Annotated in this window: 18 protein-coding genes; 10 read left to right on the forward strand and 8 right to left on the reverse strand. The window is 54.5% G+C overall.

What is annotated here, in order from left to right; translation table 11 throughout:
• Window positions 1-11: 11 nt before the first annotated feature.
• Window positions 12-710, reverse strand: coding sequence for a FadR/GntR family transcriptional regulator (locus CEE69_RS01095; protein ID WP_099258700.1), 699 nt, complete (start codon window positions 708-710; stop codon window positions 12-14).
• A 173-nt stretch (window positions 711-883) separates the two neighbouring features.
• Between CEE69_RS01095 and CEE69_RS01100 the strand changes: the two genes are divergently transcribed.
• From CEE69_RS01100 to CEE69_RS01120, 5 genes are all read left to right on the forward strand, one after another.
• Window positions 884-1609 (forward strand): SDR family oxidoreductase, encoded by a 726-nt coding sequence (locus tag CEE69_RS01100; RefSeq protein ID WP_099258701.1) that lies wholly within the window; start codon window positions 884-886, stop codon window positions 1607-1609.
• Window positions 1610-1628: 19 nt separating this feature from the next.
• On the forward strand, window positions 1629-3377 hold the full coding sequence (locus CEE69_RS01105; protein ID WP_099258702.1) for a sodium:solute symporter family protein: 1749 nt from the start codon (window positions 1629-1631) through the stop codon (window positions 3375-3377).
• A 92-nt stretch (window positions 3378-3469) separates the two neighbouring features.
• Window positions 3470-9265 carry a PVC-type heme-binding CxxCH protein gene (locus CEE69_RS01110; RefSeq protein ID WP_233214476.1) on the forward strand — a complete coding sequence of 1932 codons (5796 nt, stop codon included), beginning with the start codon at window positions 3470-3472 and terminating at the stop codon, window positions 9263-9265.
• Window positions 9262-10407 carry a sialidase family protein gene (locus CEE69_RS01115; protein WP_099258703.1) on the forward strand — a complete coding sequence of 382 codons (1146 nt, stop codon included), beginning with the start codon at window positions 9262-9264 and terminating at the stop codon, window positions 10405-10407. The genes CEE69_RS01110 and CEE69_RS01115 overlap by 4 nt, the downstream gene beginning before the upstream one ends.
• Before the next feature lie 32 nt (window positions 10408-10439).
• The gene (locus CEE69_RS01120; protein WP_233214477.1) at window positions 10440-11651 is read left to right on the forward strand and encodes a sialidase family protein; all 1212 of its coding nucleotides are present in this window, start codon (window positions 10440-10442) and stop codon (window positions 11649-11651) included.
• A gap of 99 nt (window positions 11652-11750) precedes the next feature.
• Here CEE69_RS01120 and CEE69_RS01125 read toward each other — a convergent pair whose 3' ends face one another.
• Both CEE69_RS01125 and CEE69_RS01130 read right to left on the reverse strand, forming a co-directional pair.
• Window positions 11751-12653 (reverse strand): alpha/beta hydrolase, encoded by a 903-nt coding sequence (locus tag CEE69_RS01125; RefSeq protein ID WP_199169769.1) that lies wholly within the window; start codon window positions 12651-12653, stop codon window positions 11751-11753.
• A gap of 9 nt (window positions 12654-12662) precedes the next feature.
• A complete protein-coding gene (locus tag CEE69_RS01130) occupies window positions 12663-13658 on the reverse strand; it encodes a DUF1593 domain-containing protein (RefSeq protein WP_099258704.1) in 996 nt (331 codons plus the stop codon).
• A 306-nt stretch (window positions 13659-13964) separates the two neighbouring features.
• On the opposite strand from CEE69_RS01130, the gene CEE69_RS01135 reads away from it, so the two are divergent.
• The 5 genes from CEE69_RS01135 (at window position 13965) to CEE69_RS01155 (ending at window position 18588) form a co-directional block, all read left to right on the forward strand.
• The gene (locus CEE69_RS01135; RefSeq protein ID WP_099258705.1) at window positions 13965-14270 is read left to right on the forward strand and encodes a transposase; all 306 of its coding nucleotides are present in this window, start codon (window positions 13965-13967) and stop codon (window positions 14268-14270) included.
• A complete protein-coding gene (locus tag CEE69_RS01140) occupies window positions 14267-15151 on the forward strand; it encodes an IS3 family transposase (RefSeq protein ID WP_099258706.1) in 885 nt (294 codons plus the stop codon). The genes CEE69_RS01135 and CEE69_RS01140 overlap by 4 nt, the downstream gene beginning before the upstream one ends.
• Window positions 15152-15273: 122 nt before the next feature.
• Window positions 15274-16731, forward strand: a complete 1458-nt coding sequence (gene tnpC / locus CEE69_RS01145) for an IS66 family transposase (protein ID WP_099258708.1) — start codon at window positions 15274-15276, stop codon at window positions 16729-16731.
• A 154-nt stretch (window positions 16732-16885) separates the two neighbouring features.
• On the forward strand, window positions 16886-17938 hold the full coding sequence (locus CEE69_RS33595; protein WP_099258710.1) for a DUF5060 domain-containing protein: 1053 nt from the start codon (window positions 16886-16888) through the stop codon (window positions 17936-17938).
• A complete protein-coding gene (locus CEE69_RS01155; RefSeq protein ID WP_199169777.1) occupies window positions 17935-18588 on the forward strand; it encodes a hypothetical protein in 654 nt (217 codons plus the stop codon). The genes CEE69_RS33595 and CEE69_RS01155 overlap by 4 nt, the downstream gene beginning before the upstream one ends.
• Window positions 18589-18722: 134 nt before the next feature.
• On the opposite strand, the gene CEE69_RS01160 is transcribed toward CEE69_RS01155, so the two are convergent.
• The 5 genes from CEE69_RS01160 to CEE69_RS01185 form a co-directional block, all read right to left on the reverse strand.
• Window positions 18723-19763 (reverse strand): HD-GYP domain-containing protein, encoded by a 1041-nt coding sequence (locus CEE69_RS01160; protein WP_143549124.1) that lies wholly within the window; start codon window positions 19761-19763, stop codon window positions 18723-18725.
• A gap of 98 nt (window positions 19764-19861) precedes the next feature.
• Window positions 19862-20968, reverse strand: coding sequence for an alpha/beta hydrolase (locus CEE69_RS01165; RefSeq protein ID WP_233214478.1), 1107 nt, complete (start codon window positions 20966-20968; stop codon window positions 19862-19864).
• 606 nt (window positions 20969-21574) lie between these two features.
• Window positions 21575-23059, reverse strand: coding sequence for a sulfatase family protein (locus tag CEE69_RS01175; protein WP_158230940.1), 1485 nt, complete (start codon window positions 23057-23059; stop codon window positions 21575-21577).
• Between the two features lie 26 nt (window positions 23060-23085).
• Window positions 23086-24204 (reverse strand): DUF4185 domain-containing protein, encoded by a 1119-nt coding sequence (locus CEE69_RS01180; protein WP_143549125.1) that lies wholly within the window; start codon window positions 24202-24204, stop codon window positions 23086-23088.
• 253 nt (window positions 24205-24457) lie between these two features.
• A complete protein-coding gene (locus tag CEE69_RS01185; RefSeq protein WP_158230941.1) occupies window positions 24458-25807 on the reverse strand; it encodes an FAD-dependent oxidoreductase in 1350 nt (449 codons plus the stop codon).
• Window positions 25808-25862: the final 55 nt, after the last annotated feature.

Consider the following 25862-nt stretch of genomic DNA (forward strand, 5'->3'; position numbering starts at 1 on the left):
TTCGCGCTGATTCATTCAGCATTCTCCGCTTCGATTTTTCGAGTCATGCTGTATCGCAGGTGCGATTCCATTTCAACGCGGGCGCGATCAGCATCACGGTCACGAATTGCGTCGACGATCGATTCGTGAGCAAGAACTGCACGCTCGCCTCGCACTGCGTCATTGCGACAACTTTCTTTTTGTGCGAACGACACGAAACCCGCCAGCGCTTCCAGCAAAGTAGGAAACAACGGATTCGCCGACGCGCGAGCGATCTCTAAATGGAATTCCAAATCCACAACTTGAGCCGCCTTGTCACCCCCATTACTCATCGCCTTGCGAAACTGTGCCAGAAGTTCGTCGAGACGTGAAAGCTGCTCGGGGGTACGTCGCCGCGCAGCCAGCGTTGCAGTTTGGGACTCGAGCGCAAGCCGCACTTCAAACACCTGATCAAATGTCTGCTGGCCACCGATTAACATCAGCGGCAACAGATCGCTCAATGTTCCCGCATCGACCGATTTCACTCGAGTCCGCCGACCGTGACTGATCTCGACGACGCCGAGACCTCGAAGCATGGAAAGCGCCTCACGAATCGCAATCCGGCTGACACCGAATTCCTCGATCAGCGAACGCTCGCTGGGGATCTGAGCGCCCGTTTCCCAGACGCCCGACTGAACATTGCCGAGCATCCGCTGAAAAACGAACTGAGTGGATGTGGGGGCGTCGACCATTAATCAGAACAACGTGAGTAGTAATGGAAACAAGGCTGCACTTCCACAACTCATCATACCAGAGGACCACCAGAAGGCAAGCATTCTGCAGAAACACGCGATTTTGTGTTGTTCGCGCAACCGGCGATGGCTACGCTGGTATGACCATTTAACTGTCAAACCGGAGAGAGCAGTTGAGTCAAAGCCCCCTAAACGGTCACGTTGCCATCATCACGGGTGCCTCGAGTGGTATCGGAGTTGGAGTCGCACGAGAACTGCATTCCGCGGGGATGAGGCTCGTTCTGACAGCTCGCCGAGTGGAGAAGCTGGAGTCGCTCGCAAGCGAACTTGGGGATTGCGAAGTCGTTGCCATCGACATCGCCGATGAAGCGGCACCACAGCGACTTGTGGCTTGTGCGATGGAAAGATTCGGGCGGCTTGATGTCGTCTTTAACAGCGCCGGCATCATGCATGCGGGAAAAATCGAGGACGTTGATATTGATCAGATGTGCCGGATGGTGAAAGTCAACGTCGAAGCCGCCACACGGATGGCGTACACGGCCGTCAAGCATTTTAAACAAGCTGGCTCGGGACACCTGATCAACGTCTCAAGCATACTGGGTACCAAGGTGCGTCCCGGCACCGGCGTGTACGCGGGAACCAAGTACGCCATCGAAGCGCTCTCTGAAGCATTGCGAATGGAGGTTGCCAAGACGGGCGTTAAAGTAAGCGTGATCGAACCGGGAGTAGTTGAAACCGAATTGCAGAACCACTTTCCCGTGCATCCGAAAGAAGTGCTTGGCATCGCCAACCCATTGCTGCCGGCAGATATCGCGCGCTGTGTCCGCTTCGTGCTGGAGCAACCGGCACACGTTCGCATTCCCGTGATGATGGTGATTCCCGGTGAGCAGGCAATGTAGTGTGTGAACAAGGCGAGCAATGAGTTTCCTCGGAATCCACTTTAACGATTTGCTTGTGCTGGCTGGCTACTTCAGTCTGATCCTGTACCTCGGCGTGTTTCTTGGCGCAAAGAAGACGAAGAATCTTGGTGACTTCTTTGTTGCCGGTGGGCAATGGGGACCGCTCGTTTCATTTGTCTTCGTATTTGCTTCGGCGATCGCAGGAAACGAAGCGGTTGTTGTCAGTGGCCAGTCTTACACAAGCGGTTTATCAGGCGTTTGGTACTGGTGGAGCTTCCTGTTTGCAACGCCGGTCTACTATTTGTTCTCGATTTACTATCGCCGCGCTCGCGTCTACAACTTGGCTGAGTTCCTTGAGATGAGATACAGTCGAGGCGTGGCAGCGTTGTACGCCATCATTGCAACCGTTGTCTGCGTCCTGTTCATAGGAATGTTTGTTCTGGCGATTGCAAAGATTCTTGCCGGCTTCACCGAACTACCATTGTCGGTTTGTGTGTGGTCAATCTCGGGCGTCGTTGCGGCGTACGTCTTCTCCGGTGGCATGATGTCGGCACTGTTGACGGACTTGCTGCAGGGCGTGATGTGCCTGCTGATTCTTGGGTTCGTCATGTTGCCCTTTGTTTGGAACGCGAGCGGCGGTTACGAAACACTCCGGGCATTGCCCGCTTCGACTTGGGACTTCACCGGCGAAGGCATGACGATGTCGACGGTGATCGCCCTGAACGTGTCGGCATTGGCCGGAGGCATTGCCGCGCCGTGGATTTACAACTGGATTGCGGTTTCCAAAGACGAACGAACGGCCACACAGTGCGCTTGGGGCCATCTTTGGAAACGCATTGTCACACTGCTTTTTGCGATCTACGGCATCCTGTTCGCAACGCTCGTGCCCGAGATGTCCGACCCGGAACTTGCATGGGGGATCGTTATGAAGCAGGTGTTACCAATCGGCGTGGGCGTCGTTGGGATGATGATTGCCAGCTTCTTTGCTGCTGCCATGTCTTCGGCCGATACCTACGCGACGACGTCATCTGCGCTCTCCATTGACTACCTGTATCGCAAAGTCGTCTCACCGGGGAAGACTCCAGAGCACTATTTGATGGCTGCTCGTTGCTGGGCCGTGGCTTCCATATTCGTCGCCGCAATGTCGACGTTTTGGTTCGACAACATCAAAGACTACGTCAAGCTGTGCATGGCATTACTGTCGTTTCTTGGAATTCCGATCTACTTCGGTGTGGTGTGGCGGAGAGCAAATACGACCGGCATGTGGTTATCACTGATCCTCGGCATCGCATCACATCAGATCATTTACCGCCTGATGACTGGCAACGGACGCTACTTTGCTGACGCTGACGCCGCGTTTGCGACCAGCGTTTTTGTGCCGACAATTCTATCGCTGGCGGGCATGTACTTCGGCTGCCTGCTGGGAGCGACACAGCCAAAGCAGCAACTGGATCGGTTTTACGCGACAATGAACACACCCATTGGCGACGAACAGCGGCTTGTCGACGCAGGAATCAGGTTGCCGGCGTTTGTGGATGCCGGACTCGCCGACGACTTGCATGAACGAATTGACGAGACAGAATTAAATCGGATCACGGAAGTCTGTTCGCAGGATAAGTGGTTTGGCGCCGATAGTAACATCGAACTCTCTCGCTCGTCGTTCCCCGGTTGGTACCGTCGAGGATTTGTAATGGTAGCGGCTAGTTGTGTTGGCCTTGTAGTCGGAACATGGCTGCTGACGCGAATCCTGTTCGTCTGGAATACGTAAATCAAGTCGCTGACCGTTTTTTGTGTTAACTCACACTTCAACAACCTGTCTATTTCACCCAATCGACATCAATGTCCTCCCGAGATCTTTCCATGTTGCAACGAATACTCCTCATCGCCTTCCTGCTATCAAATTCGTCGTTGTTTGCCGACGAGCTTGCCGTTCACTCCTTTAAACGGCAGCAACTCTCCGATGTCTATTTCTCCGAAGGCGCGAACGCCGCTGATGTGAATGGCGATGGTGCCTCGGACGTGGTTTACGGACCGTATTGGTTTGAAGGCCCGGAATTCACCACGAAGCGTGAGATCTACAAGCCGGTCCCGCAGAATCGGGAAGGATATGCAGACAACTTCTTCTGTTGGTTGTACGACTTCAACGGAGATGGTCGCAATGATGTCTTCGTAGTTGGCTTTCCGGGAACGCCCGCGTGTGTCTATGAGAATCCGGGCAAAGATGGTTTCGACAAACATTGGCCCAAACATCAGGTGTTCGATTGGGTTTCTAACGAATCACCGCAGTTGATCAATATCGTTGGTGATGAAAAGCCGGAACTGGTTTGCACGCGCGACGGTTTCTTTGGGTTCGCTACGATCGACTGGGAGCATCCGTTTGAGTCGTGGGAATTTCATCCAATCTCGGAACAGATCACGGCGAAGAAGTTTGGGCACGGGCTGGGTGTCGGTGATGTCAACGGTGATGGTCGGATCGACCTGATTCACTCGAATGGCTGGTTTGAGCAACCGCTGACGCATCAATTGACGTCGCGCTGGATGCCGCACGAAGTTTCGTTCACTGAAGGTTACGGTGGTGCCGAAATGTACGCTTACGACGTCGACGGAGACGGCGACAGCGACATCATCACCAGCCATCGCGCCCATGAGTTTGGGCTTGGCTGGTACGAACAGGTCGATGGAGGCGATAACAACGAGCCAATATTCAAGCATCATTTGATCATGGGCGAGCATCCGTCGGAGAACATGTACGGCGTGGTGTTCAGCGAGTTACACTCGCTCGCGCTGGCCGACATGGATGGCGACGGACTGAAGGACATCGTCACCGGCAAGACGTACTGGTCGCATCACCGCCAGAGTCCTCAGTGGGATGCCGGCGCGGTCGTGTATTGGTTCAAACTGGTTCGCGGAGAAGACGGCGTGGACTGGATTCCTTACAAGGCCGACGGCGAAGCAGGCATCGGCCGGCAAGTGTCGATCGTTGACATTAACAATGATCAGCAGCCGGACATCGTGGTCGGCGGCATGCTGGGAACGCATGTGTTGACGCATCAGGTGAAATCCGTCAGCGAAAAAGAGTACATGGACGCTCAACCGAAGCTCTACACGGGGCCCAAGCTGCCAAAGATCGAAGGGGCCCAAGCATTGCGTGGACCGAAATCGATGATCGACGCAAAAACGGGGCACGTTGCCGGATCGATCGAAGGCGAAACGCTGGCTGGTAAAGCAACCGGAGGCAGCGCAAAAGCTCAGGACATGTCCAAGTTTGGCGGCGATCGGTGGAGCAACAAGTCGCAGCTTTGGTGGACTGGTGCGAAGCCAGCCGACACACTCGCGCTGCCGTTGCCGGATTTCACCGGCACAGTCGACGTGGAAGCTGTGCTCACGTGCGCCCGCGACTATGGCATTGTGCAGTTGTCGCTGGACGACAAACCGCTTGGCCCACCGATCGATCTTTATCACACCGACGTCGTCACCACCGGAGTCCTTTCGTTTCCGGGGATCGCTGTCGAGGGAAAAAAGCACACGTTGAATGTGCAGATAATTGGCGCGAATCCGAAAGCCGCAAAGGCCTATATGTTCGCGATCGATTACCTTCGGATCAAAAAGGCAGACTCTAGTTTTGTCGCTGGAAAAGCCGTCAAGGCAAAGCCGGTTGCCGCCATCGTTAATTTCAAACCCAAATCGACGGATGGTCGCGAGCTGAATCTGGATTTTGAAACCGGAACGTTGGCTGATTGGATTGCCGATGGGAACGCGTGGGAAGGTCAACCGGTCAAAGGTGACACCGTTTTTGCTCGACGCCAAGACATGCGCAGCAACCACGAAGGCGACTATTGGATCGGAGGTTATGAAAAACTGGGTGACAAGGGCACCGGAACGCTGACGTCCGCCCCGTTTGTCGTCAATCACCGCTACGCGACCTTCCTGACCAACGGCGGCGACGGCGAAAAAACTCGGGTCGAACTGGTCCGCAAAGATTCCGGCAAAGCGATCTACACAATGACCGGCACCAAGAGCGAAACGATGCGGCGGGTCACAGTCGACTTGCGACCGCACATGGGACAGGAAATCATGGTGCGACTGGTCGACTCTCATTCCGGCGGCTGGGGGCACCTGAACTTTGACCATTTCCGGTTCTATGATAAACGCCCATCGGAAATCACGCCGCTGAAGGTTGCTTTGAAGGTGGACGAGTACCCGCACGCGGGGCTTTCGGCACAGGATGCTGCGGCCGCGATGAAACTGCCCGATGGTTTTTCGGTCACCGTTGGCGCGGCGGAACCGCAGGTGCAGCAACCGATCGCGATGGCGATCGACGATCGAGGCCGCGTTTGGATCGCAGAAGCGTACGAGTATCCGATTCGCAAAAAAGGCGACACGGGACGCGATCGCATTTTGATCTTTGAAGACACCGACGGGGACGGTTCACTTGACAATCGCAAGGTGTTCGCCGAAGGATTGAATCTGGTCAGCGGACTGGAAGTTGGCTTTGGTGGCGTGTGGGTCGGAGCGGCACCGTACTTGATGTTCATTCCCGACCGCGACGGTGATGACAAGCCTGATTCAGCGCCAGAAATTTTGCTGGACGGTTGGGGTTATGAAGACACGCACGAAACTTTGAACGCATTCATCTGGGGACCAGACGGCTGGTTGTACGGTTGCCACGGCGTGTTCACTCATTCCAAAGTCGGCAAGCCGGGGACGCCGGATGCCGAGCGGGTTCCATTGAACTGTGCGGTTTGGCGATACCATCCGCTCCGGCACGAGTTCGACGTGTTTGCTCACGGCACAAGCAATCCGTGGGGCGTCGACTTTAATGATCACGGCCAAGCTTTCATCACAGCCTGTGTCATTCCGCACCTGTATCACATGATCGACGGAGCCCGTTATCAGCGTCAGGGAGGTCGGCATTTTAATCCGTACACTTATCGCGACATCCCGACGATCGCCGATCACTTGCACTACCTTGGCGCAACGCCACACGGGGGTAACAGCAAGTCCGATGCGGCCGGTGGCGGTCACGCTCATGCCGGTGCAATGATCTACTTGGGAGGAAAATGGCCCGAGAAGTATCGCAATCAGTTGTTCATGAACAACATTCACGGCCAGCGTTTGAACATGGACGTCTTGAAGCCAAACGGCTCCGGCTACGTCGGCAGCCACGGTCCGGATTTTTTGATGACGGGCGATCAGGCGTCGCAGATTCTGAACATTCGCTATGGCCCGGACGGAAACGCATGGATGATCGATTGGTACGACATGCAGGCGTGCCATCGTCGGGAAGCAGAAATCCATGACCGAACGAACGGGCGAATTTACAAGGTCAGCTACGGCAAGTCGGATAGCTCCGCACCAGCGACGTCGCTTGCTTCGATGAGCGATCTGGAGTTGGCCAAACTGGTCCTTCAAAAAAACGACTGGTATGTTCGCCACTCGCGCCGAAACCTGCAGGAACGATCCGCCGCGCGGTCGATTGATGCCGCTGCGACCGCTTACTTGCACGATGTTCTGGGCAACAGCGACGACGACACCCGTCGACTGCGGGCCGCTTGGTCGCTGCATGTCATCGGTGAATTGTCTAGCAAAAACATTGAATCGATGCTCGGTGATGCGAGTCTCTATGTTCGTGGCTGGGCCATTCAGTTGGCGATGGAGCAACAGGGCGACGCGGCGCCGTTTCTTAAGCGTTTTGTCGAACTTGCACGAGACGACGACTCGCAAGTCGTTCGACTTTACCTAGCATCTGCCGCACAAAACCTTCCGCTCAACGACCGATGGGAACTGCTCAGTGCACTCACCAGTCACGCCGCTGACGCCAGCGACCATAACCTGCCGCTGTTGTACTGGTATGCCGCCGAACCACTGGCCGACGAAGATACGGGCAAAGCGCTCGCGCTGGCAATGTCGGCGGGCGAGAACATTCCCCTCATAAGAGAATTCATGCTGCGTCGGATCGGCAGCGGTGGTGCTGATGCGGCGATGGCCGCTTTGGTGGACGGACTCGGCAGCGCGAAGACGCCGAATCTGCAGCTCACTTTTCTCGGCGCGATACGATCGGCACTGGCCGGACAACGACAGGTCAAAGCGCCGAATCAATGGTCTGCGGTTTCCGCTGGACTGTTGAAAAGCAACCATGCCGACGTACGGCTACAGGCAACCGCGCTGGGCGTGACGTTTGGTGACAAAGCAGCTTTCGCGGCGATGCGTTCGCAAATCGAAGACGGCTCCGGCGACACCAAAACGCGACTCGTTGCCCTGAATTCACTGCTGGATGCCGGCGACCCCGGACTCGTCCCAACGCTGCGTACTTTGTTGACCGCGGACGGACCACTGCGAGAAGCCGCGATCGGTGGACTCGCTCAGTACGATGATCCGACAGTCGCATCGGCGCTGCTGAAGTCGTATGCGGATTTCACCCCCGACCAGCGACGTATGACACTTGGCACCTTGTGTGCTCGCGCATCATCCGGCGTCACTTTGTTGAAAGCGATCGAATCGAAGCAGATTGCCGGCAGCGATTTGACGGCGGACCTCGTGCGTCAGTTGCAGTTTTTGAAAAACAAAAACATTGACACGTTGCTGCAAGATGTTTGGGGCACCGCTCGCGAGTCGGCAGCCGACAAACTGAAAATGATCGCGAAGATGAAAACACTCGTCACGTCCGATAAGCATCCACCGGCAGATACCGAACTCGGCCGCGCGATCTTTGCTAAGACCTGCATGAAGTGTCACGTCCTGTACGGAGCCGGTTTCAAGATCGGGCCAGACCTGACGGGATCGAATCGTTCCAACATCGACTACCTTTTAAGCAATATCGTCGACCCCAGCGCGGTGATGGCCAAGGAGTACCTGCCGACGACACTGCTGACCGCCGACGGACGCGTTGTCAGTGGACTGATTAAGGCAGAGGACGATACCAGTATCACGCTCCAGACGTCGGACCGAAAAGTCATCGTTCCGAAGGACGAAATCGATGAGCGGGTAGAAGGCACCAAATCCATGATGCCCGATGACCAGCTCAAGCAGTTCAGTCCCCACGAAGTTCGTTCGCTGATCGCGTACCTGCAAGGAAAACAGCAAACGCCGATGCTCGCGAATGCGGAAAATGCGGCCGCGATCTTCAACGGCCGTGACCTGACGGGTTGGAGCGGCACTGAAGGATTATGGTCGGTCGAAAATGGAGAACTTGTCGGCCGCACCGGTGGGTTGAAACGCAATGAGTGGATCGTCAGCGACCTGTCCGCGGAAAATTTCCATCTAACGCTGGAAGTCAAACTTGTCGACAACGCTGGCAATAGCGGCATCCAATTTCGTAGCAAGGCACACGATGGCGAAGTCAGTGGCTACCAAGCGGATGTGGGCAAGGGCTGGTGGGGTAAGCTCTATGAAGAACACGGACGCGCGTTGCTGTGGGACAAGTCCGGCGAACAGCACGTGCAGCTTGGCGACTGGAACAAGTACGAAGTCATTGCCACCGGTCATCACATCACCACAAAGATCAACGGCAAGATCTGTGTCGACTTGGAGGACGCCGAGGGCGCCCACCGAGGCATCATCGCTTTTCAACTTCACAGCGGCGGAAAAACCGAAGTCCGATTCCGCAACATTCAACTGGAAGTGCTCCCTATGGAACAACACGAGGAAAACGAATGAGGGTCATTTCTATTGTTATTGCAGCCTGCGCACTGTGCCAGCCATCGCTTCGCGGTGCGGAACCATTTCTGGATAAGACCGACCTCTTCACAGCGAAGCAGGCTGGATACGAAACATTTCGTATTCCCGGTGTCGTCGTAACAAAATCAGGAACGGTCCTTGCCTACTGCGAAGCACGACGCGGGAGCCGGTCCGACTGGGCTGACATCGAGATCCTGCTCACGCGGAGCACCAACGGTGGTCGCACTTGGTCGCCACCGCAGCGGGTCGCAGACTCCGGAAAAGACACGGTGAATAACGCCGTGGCGATCGTTGACCGCGAATCGGGCCGAATCCATTTCTTGTACTGTATCAACTATCACACCGTCTATTACATGTTTAGCGACGACGACGCGGTGACGTTTAGCAAGCCACGCGAAATCACGTCGGACCTTGAAACGCTGCGGAAGCATTACAATTGGAAGGTGATTGCAACGGGACCGGGGCACGGACTTCAACTGCGCAACGGACGATTGCTTGTGCCCATTTGGATGTCGACGGAGCTGAAGCATCATCGCCCGTCAGCGGTCTCCGTCATTTACAGCGACGACCACGGCAAGACATGGATGACCGGAGACATCGTCTGCGAGCATCCCGATCCGCTCATCAATCCCAGCGAAACCATTGCGGCGCAGCTTTCCGATGATCGCGTCTTGCTGAACATCCGCAGTGAGCACCGAAACTACCGCCGCGCTCTATCAATCAGCGACGATGGCGTGACCAATTGGTCCGTCATTAAATTCGATGAAGGGCTCTTTGAACCGATCTGCATGGCGGCGATCGCCCAGCTACCAAAACCATTCGCGACTAACGACGGAACGTTCATCTTCAGCAATCCGGACAGTTCGTCGAACCCCGCTTTTCACGGAAAGAATCGATTTCGTCACCGCGAAAATGTCACCATTCGGCTCAGCACAGACGATTGCCAAACGTGGCCGGTCTCACGTGTGCTACAGCCGGGAATTAGCGGATATTCTGATCTGGCTGTGGCCACGGACGGAACGATCTACTGCCTATACGAACGCGGCGGAGATGATGGTTTTGCCCACAAACATTTGACCATGGCGCGCTTCAATCGCGAATGGATAGAAGCAAAGCAATAGCGTTACGCCGACATACCACCACAGGACCAACCATGCAGCGGTTTTCGCCAACGACCTCCTCGATCGCATTGCTAACAATCTTCGTTTGCTTCAGCGTAGTCTGGTCCAGTGTTGACACCTTTGCGGAGGAACTGGCCATTCGCCGTTCCGTGATTGTCGAAGGTGACGCTGACTGGGACTGGACGCAAGCGCGGACCGCCACGATATCGCAACCCAGTGGATTGTCATTCCTGACCACAATGTCGCGCACCGCAAAGGTCGGAACGCACAGCTATCACGATGTGTTCGTCATCTTTGCCGATCCACCGGCGGACACGTGGACTGATCCAGTATCCATTCCGTCACTGCGTCGAATACGCAACGATGATGGATACGAAGTCGTTGCTGGTGACCTGTGTCCGATCTGGCACGCACAGTCCGGGAAAGTATTGATCACCGGAAAAACGTTTAATTTCGCCGATGGCTCGAAAGAAGACATTCTTCGCGAGAAGGTGTCGTATTGCGTTTTTGATCCGGAGTCGCGGGAGTTCGGCCCTCTGCAAGTCATGAACATGCCCAAGCAAGATCGCGGGGGGCATCCGATCTTCGCACCCAACGCAGGCTGCCATCAACAGGCTGTTCTGGATGACGGAATTGTGCTGTTGCCCGTTCGGTATCAGCGAAGCCAAAGCAAACGTAACTACACTTCGGTTGTGGCGAGGTGCAGTTTCGACGGCACGACGCTTCGATACATCGATCATGGTTCGGAACACTCGGTGCCAACTCGTCGTGGTTTGTACGAACCGTCGGTGGTTGAATTTGACGACGCGTATTATCTAACCATGCGGGCTGATGACGGCGCATGGGTTGCTCGCAGTTCGGATGGAATCAACTTCACCGATCACGTTCCGTGGAAATTCGACAGCGGCAGCGAACTGGGCAGCTACAACACCCAACAGCACTGGGCCACGATTGGCGGACGACTGTATCTCGTTTACACGCGCCGCGGAGCCGGAAACGACCACATCATGCGCCATCGAGCACCCTTGTTCATCGCCCAAATTGATCCAGAGCGGCTGGTTGCGTTAAAGGACACCGAACAGATCGTCGTGCCAGAGAATCACGCAACTCTTGGCAACTCCGGAATCTGCCAGATCAACGACAACGAAATATGGATCACCGTCGCAGAAGGACGCGTCGCCCATGGGCAGCGAAAAGGCGAGAACAACCAAGTGATTCTTGCCAAATTACGACCAGCCAAATAATCTCGTCTGCGCGAGCCCGGATGAGCCACCGGGCCCCAAAGACAGCTTTGCCTTCGAGGCGTTCAGGTTCGATCAGATCATCGACGCTAGACCGTCTTCCTAATTCTGGTGAAATGACTCTGAGACAAAGCTCAGCACGGTCGGAAGCGCGGAACGCCAGTAGCTCCAACGGTGACCGCCATCGCGAACTCGATATTCGTGGGGGATTTCGCGTTTCCGCATCGCGATGTGAACCAACGAATTGCCTTCGTACAAAAAGTCGTCGTCACCGCAGTCGATGTACCAGCGAACGCTCTTGATGTCGTCGGCGGGCAAATTCTCAACGAGTTTCAGTGCGCTGTGCTGCTGCAAATACTCATCGATCTTCTCGTCCGCGACAGGCTCAACCTTCACATCTGGCTCGTTGCGTCGAGGTCGATTATAGCGCCGCTTGGCGTCATCTAGATTCAGAGGGCCCGTGCTGGCACTGAGCGGGCAGGCGGACGAAAACACTTCGGGGTGATGCAGAGCGTACATGAACGACCCGCCTCCGCCCATCGATAGGCCCGCCACTGCGCGATAGCGTTTGTCGGATTTGACGCGATAGTTTTTTTCGATGTACGGAATGAATTCCTTGAAGAAAAAGTCCTCGTAGTTCCAGCCACCACGAATGTCATTGAAGTAACCTCGGCGACCCGTGTTCGCGTCCGGCATAACGATGACCATCGGCGTCGCTGTCCCATTAGCGATTGCTTTGTCCGCGATATGCTGAACTTCGCCGAATTGCACCCAGCCGGTTTGATCATCCCCGCCACCGTGCAACAAATACAGCACGGGATAACTTCGCTGCGACGTCTGATAGCTGGGCGGCAAATAGATCGCATAGTTTCGTTCACCGCCAAGGATTTCGCTGGGGAGCGTCTTGGTATCGTGAACAACGCTGTGATGCGACGCCTGAGCATAAGCGAGGCTCGGCGTAAGCCACGCGGTGGCAATGAATAGAGTAAAGAGTGCTTTCATCATGCTTGCCATTCACTTGTTCCTGCTCCACGACATGCGCAGTGCAAAGTCTTTTTGAAACTCGGACCGCCAGCGGCTGACAGTCTCACGGTGGTCCATTTTAGTCTGATCGTCACGATACGAACCATCCGCCGCCCGACCAAATTGTCCTCCCCAGCCGGCCTTTGACGGATCGGTCGGGTCGTTGTGGCCTCGAGGGAGAAAGAAGAACCACGACGGTGTATCGCCTTCTTTCATGCAGCCATGCGGATTGGGGCTGGTCCACGTTCTAGTTGGGTACAGTACTCCAAGTGGTCCGGTCGAGCGCACGTTCGCCTCGATCCACTCGCGTGACGTCAGCGCTTCGTCGCCGGTCAGGTACATACCGCGAAACGAAGCGTTTCTCTTGTCCGTTCCCGTCTTCGCCTTGCTGAGGATGTAGTACATCCCCGGAAACTCGGACAGCATCCAGTCGGCAATGCCGTCTTGATCAGCGATGTCGTACACTCGAAAACGCTTGACGAATTCAGCCAAGCCATCCGCGCCGCGGTCCTGTCGCACTCGCCAAAGCGCCTGCGCAAAATCGGTTTGACCGCCCCAGATCGTGATATTCAACGGTTGGTCGATTGACCCCGCGTCGATGCGCTCGATCAGAAATGTTGACCCCTCAGTGTCGTGTCCTTTTCCGATATATTCCAATCCACGTTGCGGATTGCCGGACCGGATAACATCGAGAAGCGACTTGGTTTCGGGCCAGCCTTTGGCATGCCGAGCAAGATTTTCGCGAACGTTTCCGTAGGCCGACACGATTTCGCGAATCAACTCGGGCTTTGTGGTCGCAACCTTTAACTCCCCGGGAGTCCCCGACGCGGAAGCGACGAGCCCTTCGACCTGAAACTCGTTGCAGTAAACCATCAACCGTATGAGCGACTGTTGGTCATCCGGGTCACCGCCGATATCCGTCAGCACGAACAAACGCGGGCGATCGTTTGCGCCAACCGAAACGGATTCAAAACAGATCACCAACATGAAAATCGAAGCAAATTGAAATCTCAAAACATTTACTCCGGAGCGAAGCTCTCACCGGCTTCAAAGTACTCGCCATATCGACAGGATTCGCCGGCGGCCGAACGTAGCTGACATCACAAACAGAATACTGATCATTGTTCAGAATTGGAAACCGCCTGCGATGATCCTTGGGGGGGTGGGGGTGCTTCAGTGCATCACGTGCGGTTTCGGATGCTGATTTGGCGAGTCGCTTGACGCTTTGGAGTGCGGTATCCCATGACTGGTGGACTCCGAAATGATTCCTCAGAATTCATTCCGGAGAGCTAAATGTCCAAGAAATCGAAACGATCGCGTCGTGTGTTTACGGTGGAGTTCAAGCAGAGTGCCGTGGATCTTGTTGTGAAGCAGGGCTATTCGTTCAAGGCGGCCGCTGAAGCTGTGAATGTGTCGCCACGAAGCCTTCGTGAGTGGCATGAGAAGCTGGCTCCTGAGCCCGAACCGTGCGGTGAGGAGGCATCTGTCTCGGAACTGCAGGCCGAAATTAAGCGGCTTCGCAAGCAGCTGCAAACGGCTGAGCTGGAACGCGAAATCCTAAAAAAAACGACGGCGTATTTTGCGAAAGAGTCGCAGTGAAGTACGCCTGGATCACAAAGCATCGCGACATGTTTCCCATCATAGCCATGTCCAAAAGTTTCAACGTCAGCACCAGCGGCTACTACAAATCGCTGCTGCAACGCGTGAGCAAACGCGCTCAACGCACCCAGACGATTCGACAGCAGGTGAAGAAACTTCACGACGAATCGAACCACATCTACGGCAGCTACAAGATCGCAAATCTAATGAATGAAGACGACGCCAGTGAATCCGCCTGCCGCAACACAGTTGCCAAAGCCATGAAGGAAATGGGCCTGAAAAGCAGAGTTTCGAAGAGCTTCACACCGACCACGACACGATCCGATGAATCAAAGAAACCTGCCGACAACATTCTTGACCAGGACTTCTATGCCGATGCTCCCAACAGAAAATGGGTCACCGACATCACGTACCTTGCAGTGGACGGTGGCTGGGTTTATCTGGCCGTCGTGCTGGATCTGTTCAGTCGAAAAGTGGTCGGCTGGGCGATCTCCGAAAGCCTCGCCACACCGCTGTTCAGCGAGGCTCTGCGGAAAGCCATTGAAGCTCGACAGCCAGAGACTGACAAGCTGCTTCATCACAGCGATCGTGGCTGCCAGTACACCAGCGACGAATACCAACACGTGCTGAAAACCATGAGCATCACGTGTTCCATGAGCCGTACGGGATGCTGTTACGACAACGCCGTGATGGAACGATTCTTCTGGTCCCTGAAGCACGAGTGGACAAACTTCGAAGACTTCGCCGATATTGAAGAAGCACGCCTGGGCGTCTTCGAATACATCGAAGGATTCTACAACTCAAAGAGAATCCACCAGACACTCAGATACAAATCACCAAACGAATTCGAAGAAAACTACTTCAACAAACTTATCGCCTAATTCATCATTCTGGAGTCCACCAATCATGGGCTACCGCAGAGCGACTATACTTAAGCTGTAACTATTCAGCCTGTTGGAATTGATCTTGGTTGAAATCGTAGTTTGCGTTCTGTTGTGTTGCCATGGATGGAACCGACCCCACCGCCGTTGTTGAGCCGCCGGTCAACGCCTCGCTGATCGACAAGCTGTTGAGTAATCAGCTTAGCGAAGCCGAAGCTCGTGACTTTGCTGGCCGTGACCCTGAATGTACCGCGTTTACGTTGCTCGCCTTGCAGCAGCGAATCGCTCAATCGAGTCAGGCGGGCGGGCCCAACACGCCATCGTCGACGATACCGCCGTACGAAAAGCCGGTTTCCAAACCGAAGACACCCAAAGGCAAGAAGCGAAAACGTGGTGGTCAGCCTGGCCATGCCGGACGCACCCGGCCTCCCTTGCCTGAGCCCGATCGCACTCGCGATCAACAGTGCGAGAGTTGCCCGGACTGTGGCGGCAAGCTCACGCGAACCGGTCAGACGCGAACACGCCGCAGCGAAGACATCCCAGAAGATCTCAAGCCGGTCATCACAGAAGATACGATCCACCGCGACTACTGCCCTGCGTGCGACAAGCGTGTCGAGCCAAAGCTGCCCGATGTCTTGCCGCGTTGCACGCTGGGCAATCGCACGCTGGTTCTCTCGGCGATGCTGCACTTTCTTCAAGGCTTGACGATCAGCCAGATCGCCGACACCTTCAACTTTCACCTGCGAATGAAGGTCACGCCCGGCGGTTTGGTCCAGATGTGGCATCGCCTGGCGGACCTGATGTTCGCTTGGTACGAGCAAATTCATCGCGAGAGCTTGGAAAGCAGTAAGTTGCACGCCGATGAGACGGGTTGGCGTGTGAGCGGCAAGACCCATTGGTTGTGGTGCTTCGCGGGGGACGAGAACGTCTTTTACATGATCGATCGAAGTCGTGGTTCGCCGGCATTGCAGAAGTTTTTCACCGAAGCGTTCGAAGGTACGCTGATCACCAATTTCTGGTCGCCGTACGATGCGGTCGTATGCGCCGACAAACAGAAATGCTGGCCGCATCTGCTGCGCGATGCCGCTGCGGTCAGCGAAAAGCATGGTGATCATCCGCAGTGGAAATCGTTCTCGCGTCGCTTGATTGGTGTGTACCGTGATGCCAAGAAGTTGCAGGCTCAAAAGTCATCGATGGTCGAGTCGGACTACGATCTGAGAGTTGGCCGGTTGGAGCAGCGTTTAGCAAAACTCGGCAGTGAACCATGGGATCACACTGATGCGAATCGACTGTCCAAGCGGATGGAAAAGTATGGCAGCGAGCTGCTGACGTTTTTGTGGTACGACGACATTCCATCGGACAACAACGCGGGAGAACGCGCGATCCGTCCGGCGGTGATGATTCGCAAGAATAGTTACTGCAATCACAGCGATCGTGGTGCGTTGACCCAGTCGGTCTTGATGAGTGTCCTTCGGACGCTCCGAATCCGCGGCCACCAACCGCTCGATACAATCTTGGAAGCCCTCGCCAGCTACGCAAAAACCGGCGTCATGCCACCGCTACCGCCGAAGGGTGAATAGTTACCTTAAGCTCATAGCATTAATACTCACCGCAGTCGCTACGGCCAACCGAACACAACAACGGTGGCGAAACGAACTCGTACGTTTTCCGTCCAAGTAGTCATCAAATATTCAGAGCGCTCTGTCAGCTCTATTTACAAGGCACATCCAGACCATGATTGTTCAACAGCTTAAAGCATGCATTGTCATTTTATTGATGGCGACTGTGGTGCCAGTGGCACAAGGAGCTAACAATGAGGTGAACAACTTCTCGCGAGATGGCAAATTCGCTAAGAAGCATGGCGTTTTCGAGATAGCTCTCAGGTCAGATTCCAAGCTGCCAAACCCCTTTGATGTTCCAGTCAAAGTAACCTTTACACCTCCGTCAGGTGCTGCCGCTGCAAAGACGGTTGATGGATTTTTTGTTGGGGAGGGAACTTGGCGCGCTCGCGTGTATGTGAATGAGGTTGGCAACTGGAGATGGTCTACCAAAAGTGAACATGATTCACAGCTTAATGCTCAGTCGGGCGAGTTTGACGTAGCTGATTCTGATCTCAGAGGGCGCCTGCTTGTTCATCCTCGGAACCAGCGACATTGGATGACAGAAGACGGACGGTGGTTTCTCAATCTCAATGACACGGCCTACTTTCTTTTGCTTGGCAAGGACCATGGAGGAAATGAGGTGCCGACGGATGATTTCCGAGACTATGTCCGTGACTTGTCAACAGTTGGCATCACTTCTGTGCGAACCAATTTATTGACACATCCGAATGGCCCCTGGGATAACCTTTTTGGCGAGAACATCGACGGGAAACACAATCGTTTGAATCTCAAGAATATGCGTCGCGCCGATGAGCGTCTGGAGTGGATGCTAAACGAACATCCCGAGATCTACGTGCAACTGATTCTGTTTCCGCTTGCGCAAACATGGGGACAGAAGAAGACTTCTGGCATCGACTGTCGGGCCAGGAAAAGCAACGAATCCTCCGCTATCTCGTCGCCCGTTACGCTGCCTACCCTCAAGTTTTTTGGTTGGTCGTCAACGATTGTCACTATGGAGAAAGGTTTCCTCGCAACACGGCCTTTGTACGCGAAGCAGGGAGCTACCTCTGGAAGCATGACCCATGGCAGCATCCGCGCTCGACGGGGCCGAACCGAAATGCAGGGTTTCTGTTTTCCGAAGAGGAATGGGCTACCTATATCCATTTGGAAGACGAACATGACTTGAGTGCGACAGAGTTCAAGAAATTCGAAAAGTTTGGAAAGCCAGTCTTCCTTGGTGAGGACCGCTACGAACAGGACCATGGTCGGGACCGCGACCCGAGCGACATGCGTTATTGGCAGCGCCGACTTTTCTGGTCCTGGCTCTTATCAGGAGGCTCGGCCAACTACGGAGGAAGGTGGCTCAGCGTACATCCATATCGACAGACCGGAAAACGGGAGTTTTTTGTCGATATACGAAAACTCCGATTCGGTCAGCAGCTTACGGGGCTTGACTCTGTGATTCACATTTCGAGATTCCTTGGTTCCAACAACATCGAATTGTGCAGTTTTCAGGCGGATGACTCACTTGTGCAGGATTCGAAAATTAAGCACGGCATCGACGCACCAAAGCTGGCTCGCCGGCAGTTCAAAGAATTTCTCGTCTATCATCCGAACGCCAAAGGAACCGGGCAGCATGCAACGAGAAATCGTGACTATACCGCTGCGGTAACAATCGACCTACGAAAGGCGTCCGGCGATTTGAGAGTGCAGTGGTTGCGGTGCCATGATGGAGCAATCCGCGAAGCCCCAGCGATATCGGGCAGAGGTGTTCGTGAATTCACCGCTCCATGGTCTGGCGAGGATGTTGTGTTACGGCTTATTGAGTCTCAATGACCTGCCGCGACCGTCCGGCAGTTTCATCGAAACTGCAACACAGTGTTTGGGCAACCAAGTGAACAAGCGCAAGCGAGAATCGTCGGGCTGCAATTGCGCCGGCGCCCACGCTTTCATCTTGATTGCTTCGCCGCCTACCAACACGCTCCGCATGGCATCGAGTGCTGTGTAGATTTGTTGATTCCGAGCTCAACATACTTCCCACATCGTTCGCTGAGATTCAACTCAGGATTCCACGTGTATGCGCAGTGCTTCGTATGAGACTGGGCAGATCTTCGGGCCTGCTTCTTTGCCCATGATCTCGAAGACTTCGTCCAGCGAAAGCTGCCTCTTCCGGTAGGGACGTTTTCGTCAACGAACATCCTCTGCTCTTCGGGTTCGCATTGAGCAAGGGCATCGCGAACGTCACGTTGATCCAACGTAGCCCAAAAGCTCTGGTCGTCTCGAAATGACAACAGGGCACTGACGGGGTCTGGGTCGAACCATTTGCCTGATCGCTCACGGGCGACATCAAGTGCAGCCGCTAAGCCGTAGCTATTAAAGTAGACTTCGACGGTTTGTGCGAGACAGGCAATGCGGCCAAGCAATGGGATCTCTTCACCCTTGAGTCCATAGGGTTCGCCGCGTCCGTCCCAATGTTCGTCCAGCGCACGGACTGCGGCAGCGGCCTGTTCACTGAACCCAAGTTTCCTTGCAATGTCGGCCCCGCGCGAACAACGTGTCTTGATCAACTCAGTTCCTGCAGAAGGCTGACCAATCAATGAGACGAGCTTCGCTGCTCGCGCAAGAGGAGTGCGATCAGGCGCGACATTTCGCACCATGTAGCTGAGCGCAGCACTCTTGTTCCGCAGATCATTGATCTTGAACGACTGCTTGATTTCGCGGTCGTCTGCTCCAAAGAGCGAACACACCTTGGCCGCATTGCTGCTACAGCCTGAGTCCTTCAAGAGCGCTCCGTAGAACAATGCTGAACGGTCTGTAGAGGGAAGATCGATAATTTCCGCGATCTTCATCGCTATCAAACAGCTCTTGGTCCAGTGGCCTTCCGGCTGGCCTTCGGTGATGTCCAGAGCGTAGGACAAGGCCGCGATCACATCAGCCAATGCCACAGACGGCGCCGAATCCACGACGGCTGCGGCATCAATTCCAAAGGATGAACGAGTCTGAATGGTCACGTTGAACGAATTATGACGACAAAACTGATGAAGTCCTGCATTGACTGCAGCGCTGCTCAACCTTAGGACATAATTTGACGCGCCGTTGCCCTTTTACATCACTTGGGCTTCATGTATTTCAAAAGGAATTCTCGTTGCATCTCGGCGATTTCCCGCTTGGCAAATTCTGGACCACCGTGCCCGGCACCTTTGATCATGTGCAGCGTCGATTCCACTTTGACTGATTTCAATGCCTTGTCCATCGCTTCGCTTTGATTTGGCGGCACGGTTCGGTCATCGGTTCCGTGAATGATCAGGAAGGGAGGGTCCGCTTTGTCGACATAAGTGATCGGGTTGACTCGCTTGATGCCGGCTTCGTTTTGAAGCACCACGCCACCGCCGAGCAATTTCGATTCGGGCGAGTTCGCTTTGTTGTGATGTTCATATCCGGCTGTCGTCACGAAGGCTTTGAAGTCTGTCGGCCCATAAAAATCAACGACAGCCTGAACATCGCTGGACTGATCCGCCCAACCTCCGTCGCCCTCAAACTCTTTCACGCCCCCCGATGTTCCCATCAGCGCGACGAGGTGCCCTCCTGCCGAACTGCCGCCAACTGCAATTCGTTTGGGATCGAGATCGTACTTTTTCGCGTGCGCTCGCAGGTAACGAATTGCGCACTTGCAGTCCTCGATTTGAGCCGGGAATGGAGCTTCCCCGGTAAGCCGATACTCAATCGTCGCTCCAACGAAACCTTCTCGAACCATCGGCACGACCTTCCCGACACCGCCATCCTTCGTACCGCCCTGCCAGCCACCACCGTGAATCCAAACATAAACAGGCATCGGCGAATCCGACTGTTCCTTGGGCAGCACAATGTGCATCGTCAGGTCTCGACCGCCGCCTTTGCCGAATACGACATCGCGTAGCACGGTGACATCAGCAGGAGCGTTTTGACCAGCGCCCTGTTGACCACGCCCCGCAGGTGCACCGGCGAAATCTTCCTTGGTAAGTAGGTCATCGCTATTGCGATCAAATCGCTTGAACAGTCGCTCGGGGCCCTTGAATTCCTCTTTCGTCACTTTTTCGTCCTTGTTCCCGTCTTCACGCCGGAGAACTTCGTTGAACGAAATTCGTGGACGCCGCTGCTGCTGTAAGTCCTGAGCCGTCGCGAAACCGAAAGACAATGCGACGATCGACATGGCAAAAAACACTTTGATGATTTTCATTGAAAACTCCCTGGATGTAAAATTGAAACGTCACTCGTATCAGCCAGCTAATTGTTCGCCATTGTTCTCAGGCCCGACAATTTCGACAATCAACGCAACCGACTACTGCACGGAAAGCGTTCATGTTGTCACCGATAGAGAACAAGTCCCTTCAACGGATTTTCGATTGGTCCCTCGTTAATGCCGCCTCCATCTCTGAGCGCAACTCGCTGGACGTCGTGCGAGTCGATCCTCACGGTGCCGTCCCTAGCGTTGGTGCTCAAGGAACTTTGCTCAAGGAAGGTCCATGCCATCGGGAACGCGGGAATTTCCGAATCGCGTTTAGTTCGCCCCTCGCAGGCAGACGGTTTGTATGCTGCAGCGAGTTTCAACCGGTGACACTAACCATCCGGCGCTTGCGAAAGCTGTACAGAACGCGATTACTCTCCGTGATTCATTGATTCTGGCTGATTAACAGTACCTACCGTTCTTACATGACTTGCATCAAGACTTGATGCAAATTTGCCCGCACGATCTAAGATACGAGAACCCGTTCATGACCACACGCAACCGGACGGCTCGTACCGCTTTTCGCACCAGATGCGTACGAGAAAAAATGAAAGCGGATCAATGGCTTCGACCGGTGCGACGGATCTGTTCCAATAGCGCTGTTAACTGCGCCACTCGATCTGGATGCAGCTTTGAGAGATTGTCTTTCTCGGCAATGTCTCGACCGAGATGATAGAGTTGCACAGCTGGTTGTTCTGCGTCCAAGTGAGGCAACTCACCGGCGCCTCCACCGTCTTGCCCCAAAATCAATTTCCATGGTCCTTGCCGAATCGAGAACAGCGACGAAAAGGAATCGTTCACAAGAACGTTGCGCCTCGGACGACTCGAAGGAACATCAAGCAATGCAGTCAATACACTGAAACTGTCTTCACCGGCGTCGTCCGGCAATTCAAACTCGAAATAGTCACTGAACGTGGCCAACATATCGGTGAGCGCAATCATCTCATCGCTGGTTGATCCGGCTTTGATCATCTTTGGCCAGCGGGCGATAAACGGTATGCGATGACCGCCTTCATAGACCGTCGTTTTCTGACCGCGCAAGGGGCCGTTTATTAGGTGGCCATGGTCCGCCGCATACTCAATTGGTTGGTACCTGACGACTCCGCCATTGTCGCTGGTCAAGAGTAACAGCGTGTTCTCCAACACTTGTTTACGTTGCAACGCATCAACGACCTGACCAACCGACCAATCCATTTCAGCAATGAAATCCCCACGCGGACCGATCTCACTGGTTTCACGAAATCGTTTGGCAGGGATAATTGGAGCGTGGATGTTGCGGTGAGCGACATAGAGAAAGAAGGGTTGGTCTGACTCGTACTCTTCAATCCAACGAACGGCCCGATCAGTCAGCATGTCGGACAGATCTTTGTGCTTGTAGAACATTTCGTCGGGACCAGACTGCCCCAAAGCAGCCGCCAGTCCGGATCGCGGACGGCGCAGGTAATCTTTCTCAAACCCCGCTCGTTTATCTGGCGTGATCTTCAGAGGATGATTCGGATCGAGATTCAGGACTCGGTCATTCTCAATGATGATGTGTGGGAATTGTCCGACGTGTGGGAAACCCCAAAAGTATTCAAAACCAACATCATTCGGCCCGGGCTTGAGCGGCAGGTTGTAATCGGGGCCAAGGATGTCATCCCATCCCGGCTGGTTGCGATCACCAAAACCCAAATGCCATTTCCCGATGCATGCCGTTGAGTAACCTTGAGTCTGAAAAAGGTCGGCGATCGTGAAGCGGTCCGGATCGATCAAAAGCGGGTCATTTGCCCACAGAGTTGAAGAACCGTTCCACGTTCTCCACGCATATCGTCCTGTCAACAAGTTGTAACGCGATGGCGTACAAACAGACGCAGGCGAGTGTGCATCGGTGAAGCGTCTGCCTGCCGCGGCAAGCTGATCGACATTGGGCGTCTTAACCTTCGTTGCGCCATAACAACTTAAGTCGCCATAACCGAGATCATCCATCAACAGCACGACCACGTTCGGTCGATCTTTCGCGCAGACCGATCCAATGACCAACAGTGACGCTGCGAGCGAAATCATGATTCGACTGGGATACTTCATTGTGCTCACTGTAAATCCGGGGCTGGAAGTATGAATCTGCCGTCAATCGTGTTCCACGAATCATTCGAGTTCTTGCCACTGAAGATCATCGTGAACTTGGCTCCATCCGCACTTATCCATTTCTGTGTAAAGTTCCAAAAGAAGGCAGAAGTCTCGATCTGTCCTTCACCCCATGAGTTTTCATAGGCGACAGTTGTCCACGGCCCCCAAGGCTCAGACGCATCGAACATGCCAAGCTGTCCCGCATGCGATTGCGAGTGTTCTGTACAGAGGATGTAGCGTCTCAGACCAGCATTGTAGGAGACGCTCACATTCCAGCCAACGCCGTTGGAGTCCTCGAAAACCGGTTGTTTGGCTTCGATGTTGCTCGACCATGTCGCCGATCCGTCTGTCGCGAAGCCAGCAAAGAACTGATGACGATCGCGTTGGAAGACCAATTCCTTCGGAACGCGCGTAAGATGAATGCGTCCTGGTTTGTGAACGTCGAAGCCATGCTCCGTCTGAGGTAACGTGCCTGGTCCCCATGTCGGTTCGATCAGATAGCTGTAGACATACTCGTCTCGAGCACCCGAGTTGTCCTGACCGAAATTCAAGAACGTCGGCACAGATAATTCGTCTTCAAACGTGTATTTCCAGTCTGCGAGCTTCCAGTGCATTCCATGGTCAGTGGACTGGGCGATCGCGCTCGACTCCATGTGTCTGGCCGGTTGTGCAGCAACCCACATGTAGAGCACACCGTCCACACTTATGATACCGTAGCTCTTACCGTCAAACTGAGGAGGTTTCTGCGGCTTGAATCCTCCCCAGATGTTGATGCCAGAGTAGCCTTCTACATTCCCGTCAATCCGAGCGACACCAAGCTTGACTCGTCCTTCACTATTCGTCCCGCCGAATCCGCCACCATCACCCCATGCTGTGTATAGATGTCCATCGTCCGCCCAAGTCACTGGCCAGTTGTCGCTGCCGGGCGCAAGTCTGCGGTGCGTCGCGAAGTCAAACTCGACACGTTTGATCACCGAACTTTGCGGATACGGTGGCTGCTGTCTCAGTGCCGCATGCGCGGTAAGCAATTCAAAGGCCAACAGTGTGATGACGGTGACGATTAAGCATCCGCTTCGATTCATTTTCATAGTCCGCAGCAATAGTTCGCGTACAAGCCGTTCGGTCTCAACCGCGATTCATCCTACCATCATTTAGTTCCTAGACGCGAGATGGTATTGGTCATTCCGCAAATCACGATCATTCGGACCTCGTCAACTGGTCACCATGGAAAATTGTGCGTGAAGCGAGAAAGGGAGGAAGCGGTGCCGCAGCAATTAAGTGAAGGGGCGGCGGCAGCGCGTCGCAGCCTTTTCCTGATGCTCTTTTTCCGAAATGCTACTCGCCAACGGGTGAATGTGCCGCATCATAGGCGGCGCGAATCCACTGACCGCGAGTCGTTTGGCGGTCGGCTGATGGTAGTTGTTCGAGCGGTAGGTGCTGGCCTCTTGCAATGTTTCGCCAGTGATCGGCGACTTCCGAACCCAAGACCTTTTCCAACTGAACGGCGTGTCCGGGAAAGGCTTCAAAATACTGGCTGACAATATGAGCTCCACGTTCGCCGGGATTCTTTGGTGCGGGCTCGATTCCGTGCAGACCGCGAACGCTCCCCCACCATTGCACGGCGACGAAGTCTTTGTGTTGCGGGGAAACATCGCTCACGTGGATTGTGGCTGCCCCCGTATCCCAGAGCTTTCGCTGCAAGGATAGGACATCAAGTTGCTGCACCGAGATGCGGCGTGCAATCGCCTGATTTGTGGCCAGACCGGCAGCTTCACCAAGCGACATCCAAATCGGTTCCAGTCGCAATGCGCAGAAACCAACATGACTTGAACTGCAGGCGCAGGGCACCAACAGATTGTTCATTGTTCGCGGAATCAAAACACCGTACGGAATTTGATAGGGCGCGACACCCTTGTAGAACTCGCCCATGTGTCGTCCTCCGATCATCGGACCTTCGTGATCCGTGCCGTGACAATTATGGCTGTATTCTCCCACCGCGATCGCATCGTCGTGACGCTTCGCGCGAGCATCATTTGCCGCGTATTCGGTGTCGTTCTCTGTGTAGACGTATTTGCCAACCATACGGCGAGCTTCTCGAACGTAAATTTGCTCAGGGATGTTTCCCGACTCAGTAAACTCATCGCGACACAATCCCCAAGTCGCGGCCTCGGCTCGAAATGCGTCCGGTAGCGAGCCATCCGTTTGAGCGAAATGGATCAGTCCCAGTTGCCAATCAAGGTGTTCCCGTTCGATGCGTCGGCGCGTCGCGAGATCACCATTGGGATAATCCAGATGCTTTCCGGGCCTTGAAAGTCGAACGGCACCTTTGGAAACATCGTTGATGTCATGTTTGCCGTTAGGCATCACCGGCAGATGGGCCTTCAACAGAAACGGCTGTCCGGGATAGCCGAAAGCTGACTTGATGACACCTGATTCGACCAGCGGAATTACCCCAACATAGTCATTGCGGTTATAGTTTTGGGGAACGGGAATGGGAACTCGGTTGTCTTCCTTTTGCGTCATGCACAATCGAAAGTTGTAGCCTTGCAATTGACCATCGGCCGATTCGGAAGCCAATGATTCGTGGTATTCCGATCGTGCCTCGCGACCGGTGCGGAATGGAATTCCTGCCGCTGCCATCATGTCGCCTTCGTATGTCGCGTCAATCACGATTTGCGGAGTCACTGTGAGCGTATCGCCGTTAGGATCTTCGCCGCGCCCGCGCCGAGACAGGCATACT

It is taken from the genome of Rhodopirellula bahusiensis, from assembly GCF_002727185.1.
Taxonomy (GTDB): domain Bacteria; phylum Planctomycetota; class Planctomycetia; order Pirellulales; family Pirellulaceae; genus Rhodopirellula; species Rhodopirellula bahusiensis.

Excerpts from the sequence above, each read along its gene's own strand:
- CEE69_RS01095 (WP_099258700.1), bottom strand. The coding sequence starts at position 710 with ATGGTCGACGCCCCCACATCCACTCAGTTCGTTTTTCAGCGGATGCTC.
- CEE69_RS01105 (WP_099258702.1), top strand. The coding sequence starts at position 1,629 with ATGAGTTTCCTCGGAATCCACTTTAACGATTTGCTTGTGCTGGCTGGC.
- CEE69_RS01110 (WP_233214476.1), top strand. The coding sequence starts at position 3,470 with ATGTTGCAACGAATACTCCTCATCGCCTTCCTGCTATCAAATTCGTCG.
- CEE69_RS01115 (WP_099258703.1), top strand. The coding sequence starts at position 9,262 with ATGAGGGTCATTTCTATTGTTATTGCAGCCTGCGCACTGTGCCAGCCA.
- CEE69_RS01120 (WP_233214477.1), top strand. The coding sequence starts at position 10,440 with ATGCAGCGGTTTTCGCCAACGACCTCCTCGATCGCATTGCTAACAATC.
- CEE69_RS01125 (WP_199169769.1), bottom strand. The coding sequence starts at position 12,653 with ATGATGAAAGCACTCTTTACTCTATTCATTGCCACCGCGTGGCTTACG.
- CEE69_RS01130 (WP_099258704.1), bottom strand. The coding sequence starts at position 13,658 with ATGTTGGTGATCTGTTTTGAATCCGTTTCGGTTGGCGCAAACGATCGC.
- CEE69_RS01135 (WP_099258705.1), top strand. The coding sequence starts at position 13,965 with ATGTCCAAGAAATCGAAACGATCGCGTCGTGTGTTTACGGTGGAGTTC.
- tnpC (WP_099258708.1), top strand. The coding sequence starts at position 15,274 with ATGGATGGAACCGACCCCACCGCCGTTGTTGAGCCGCCGGTCAACGCC.
- CEE69_RS33595 (WP_099258710.1), top strand. The coding sequence starts at position 16,886 with ATGATTGTTCAACAGCTTAAAGCATGCATTGTCATTTTATTGATGGCG.
- CEE69_RS01165 (WP_233214478.1), bottom strand. The coding sequence starts at position 20,968 with ATGAAAATCATCAAAGTGTTTTTTGCCATGTCGATCGTCGCATTGTCT.
- CEE69_RS01175 (WP_158230940.1), bottom strand. The coding sequence starts at position 23,059 with ATGATTTCGCTCGCAGCGTCACTGTTGGTCATTGGATCGGTCTGCGCG.
- CEE69_RS01180 (WP_143549125.1), bottom strand. The coding sequence starts at position 24,204 with ATGAATCGAAGCGGATGCTTAATCGTCACCGTCATCACACTGTTGGCC.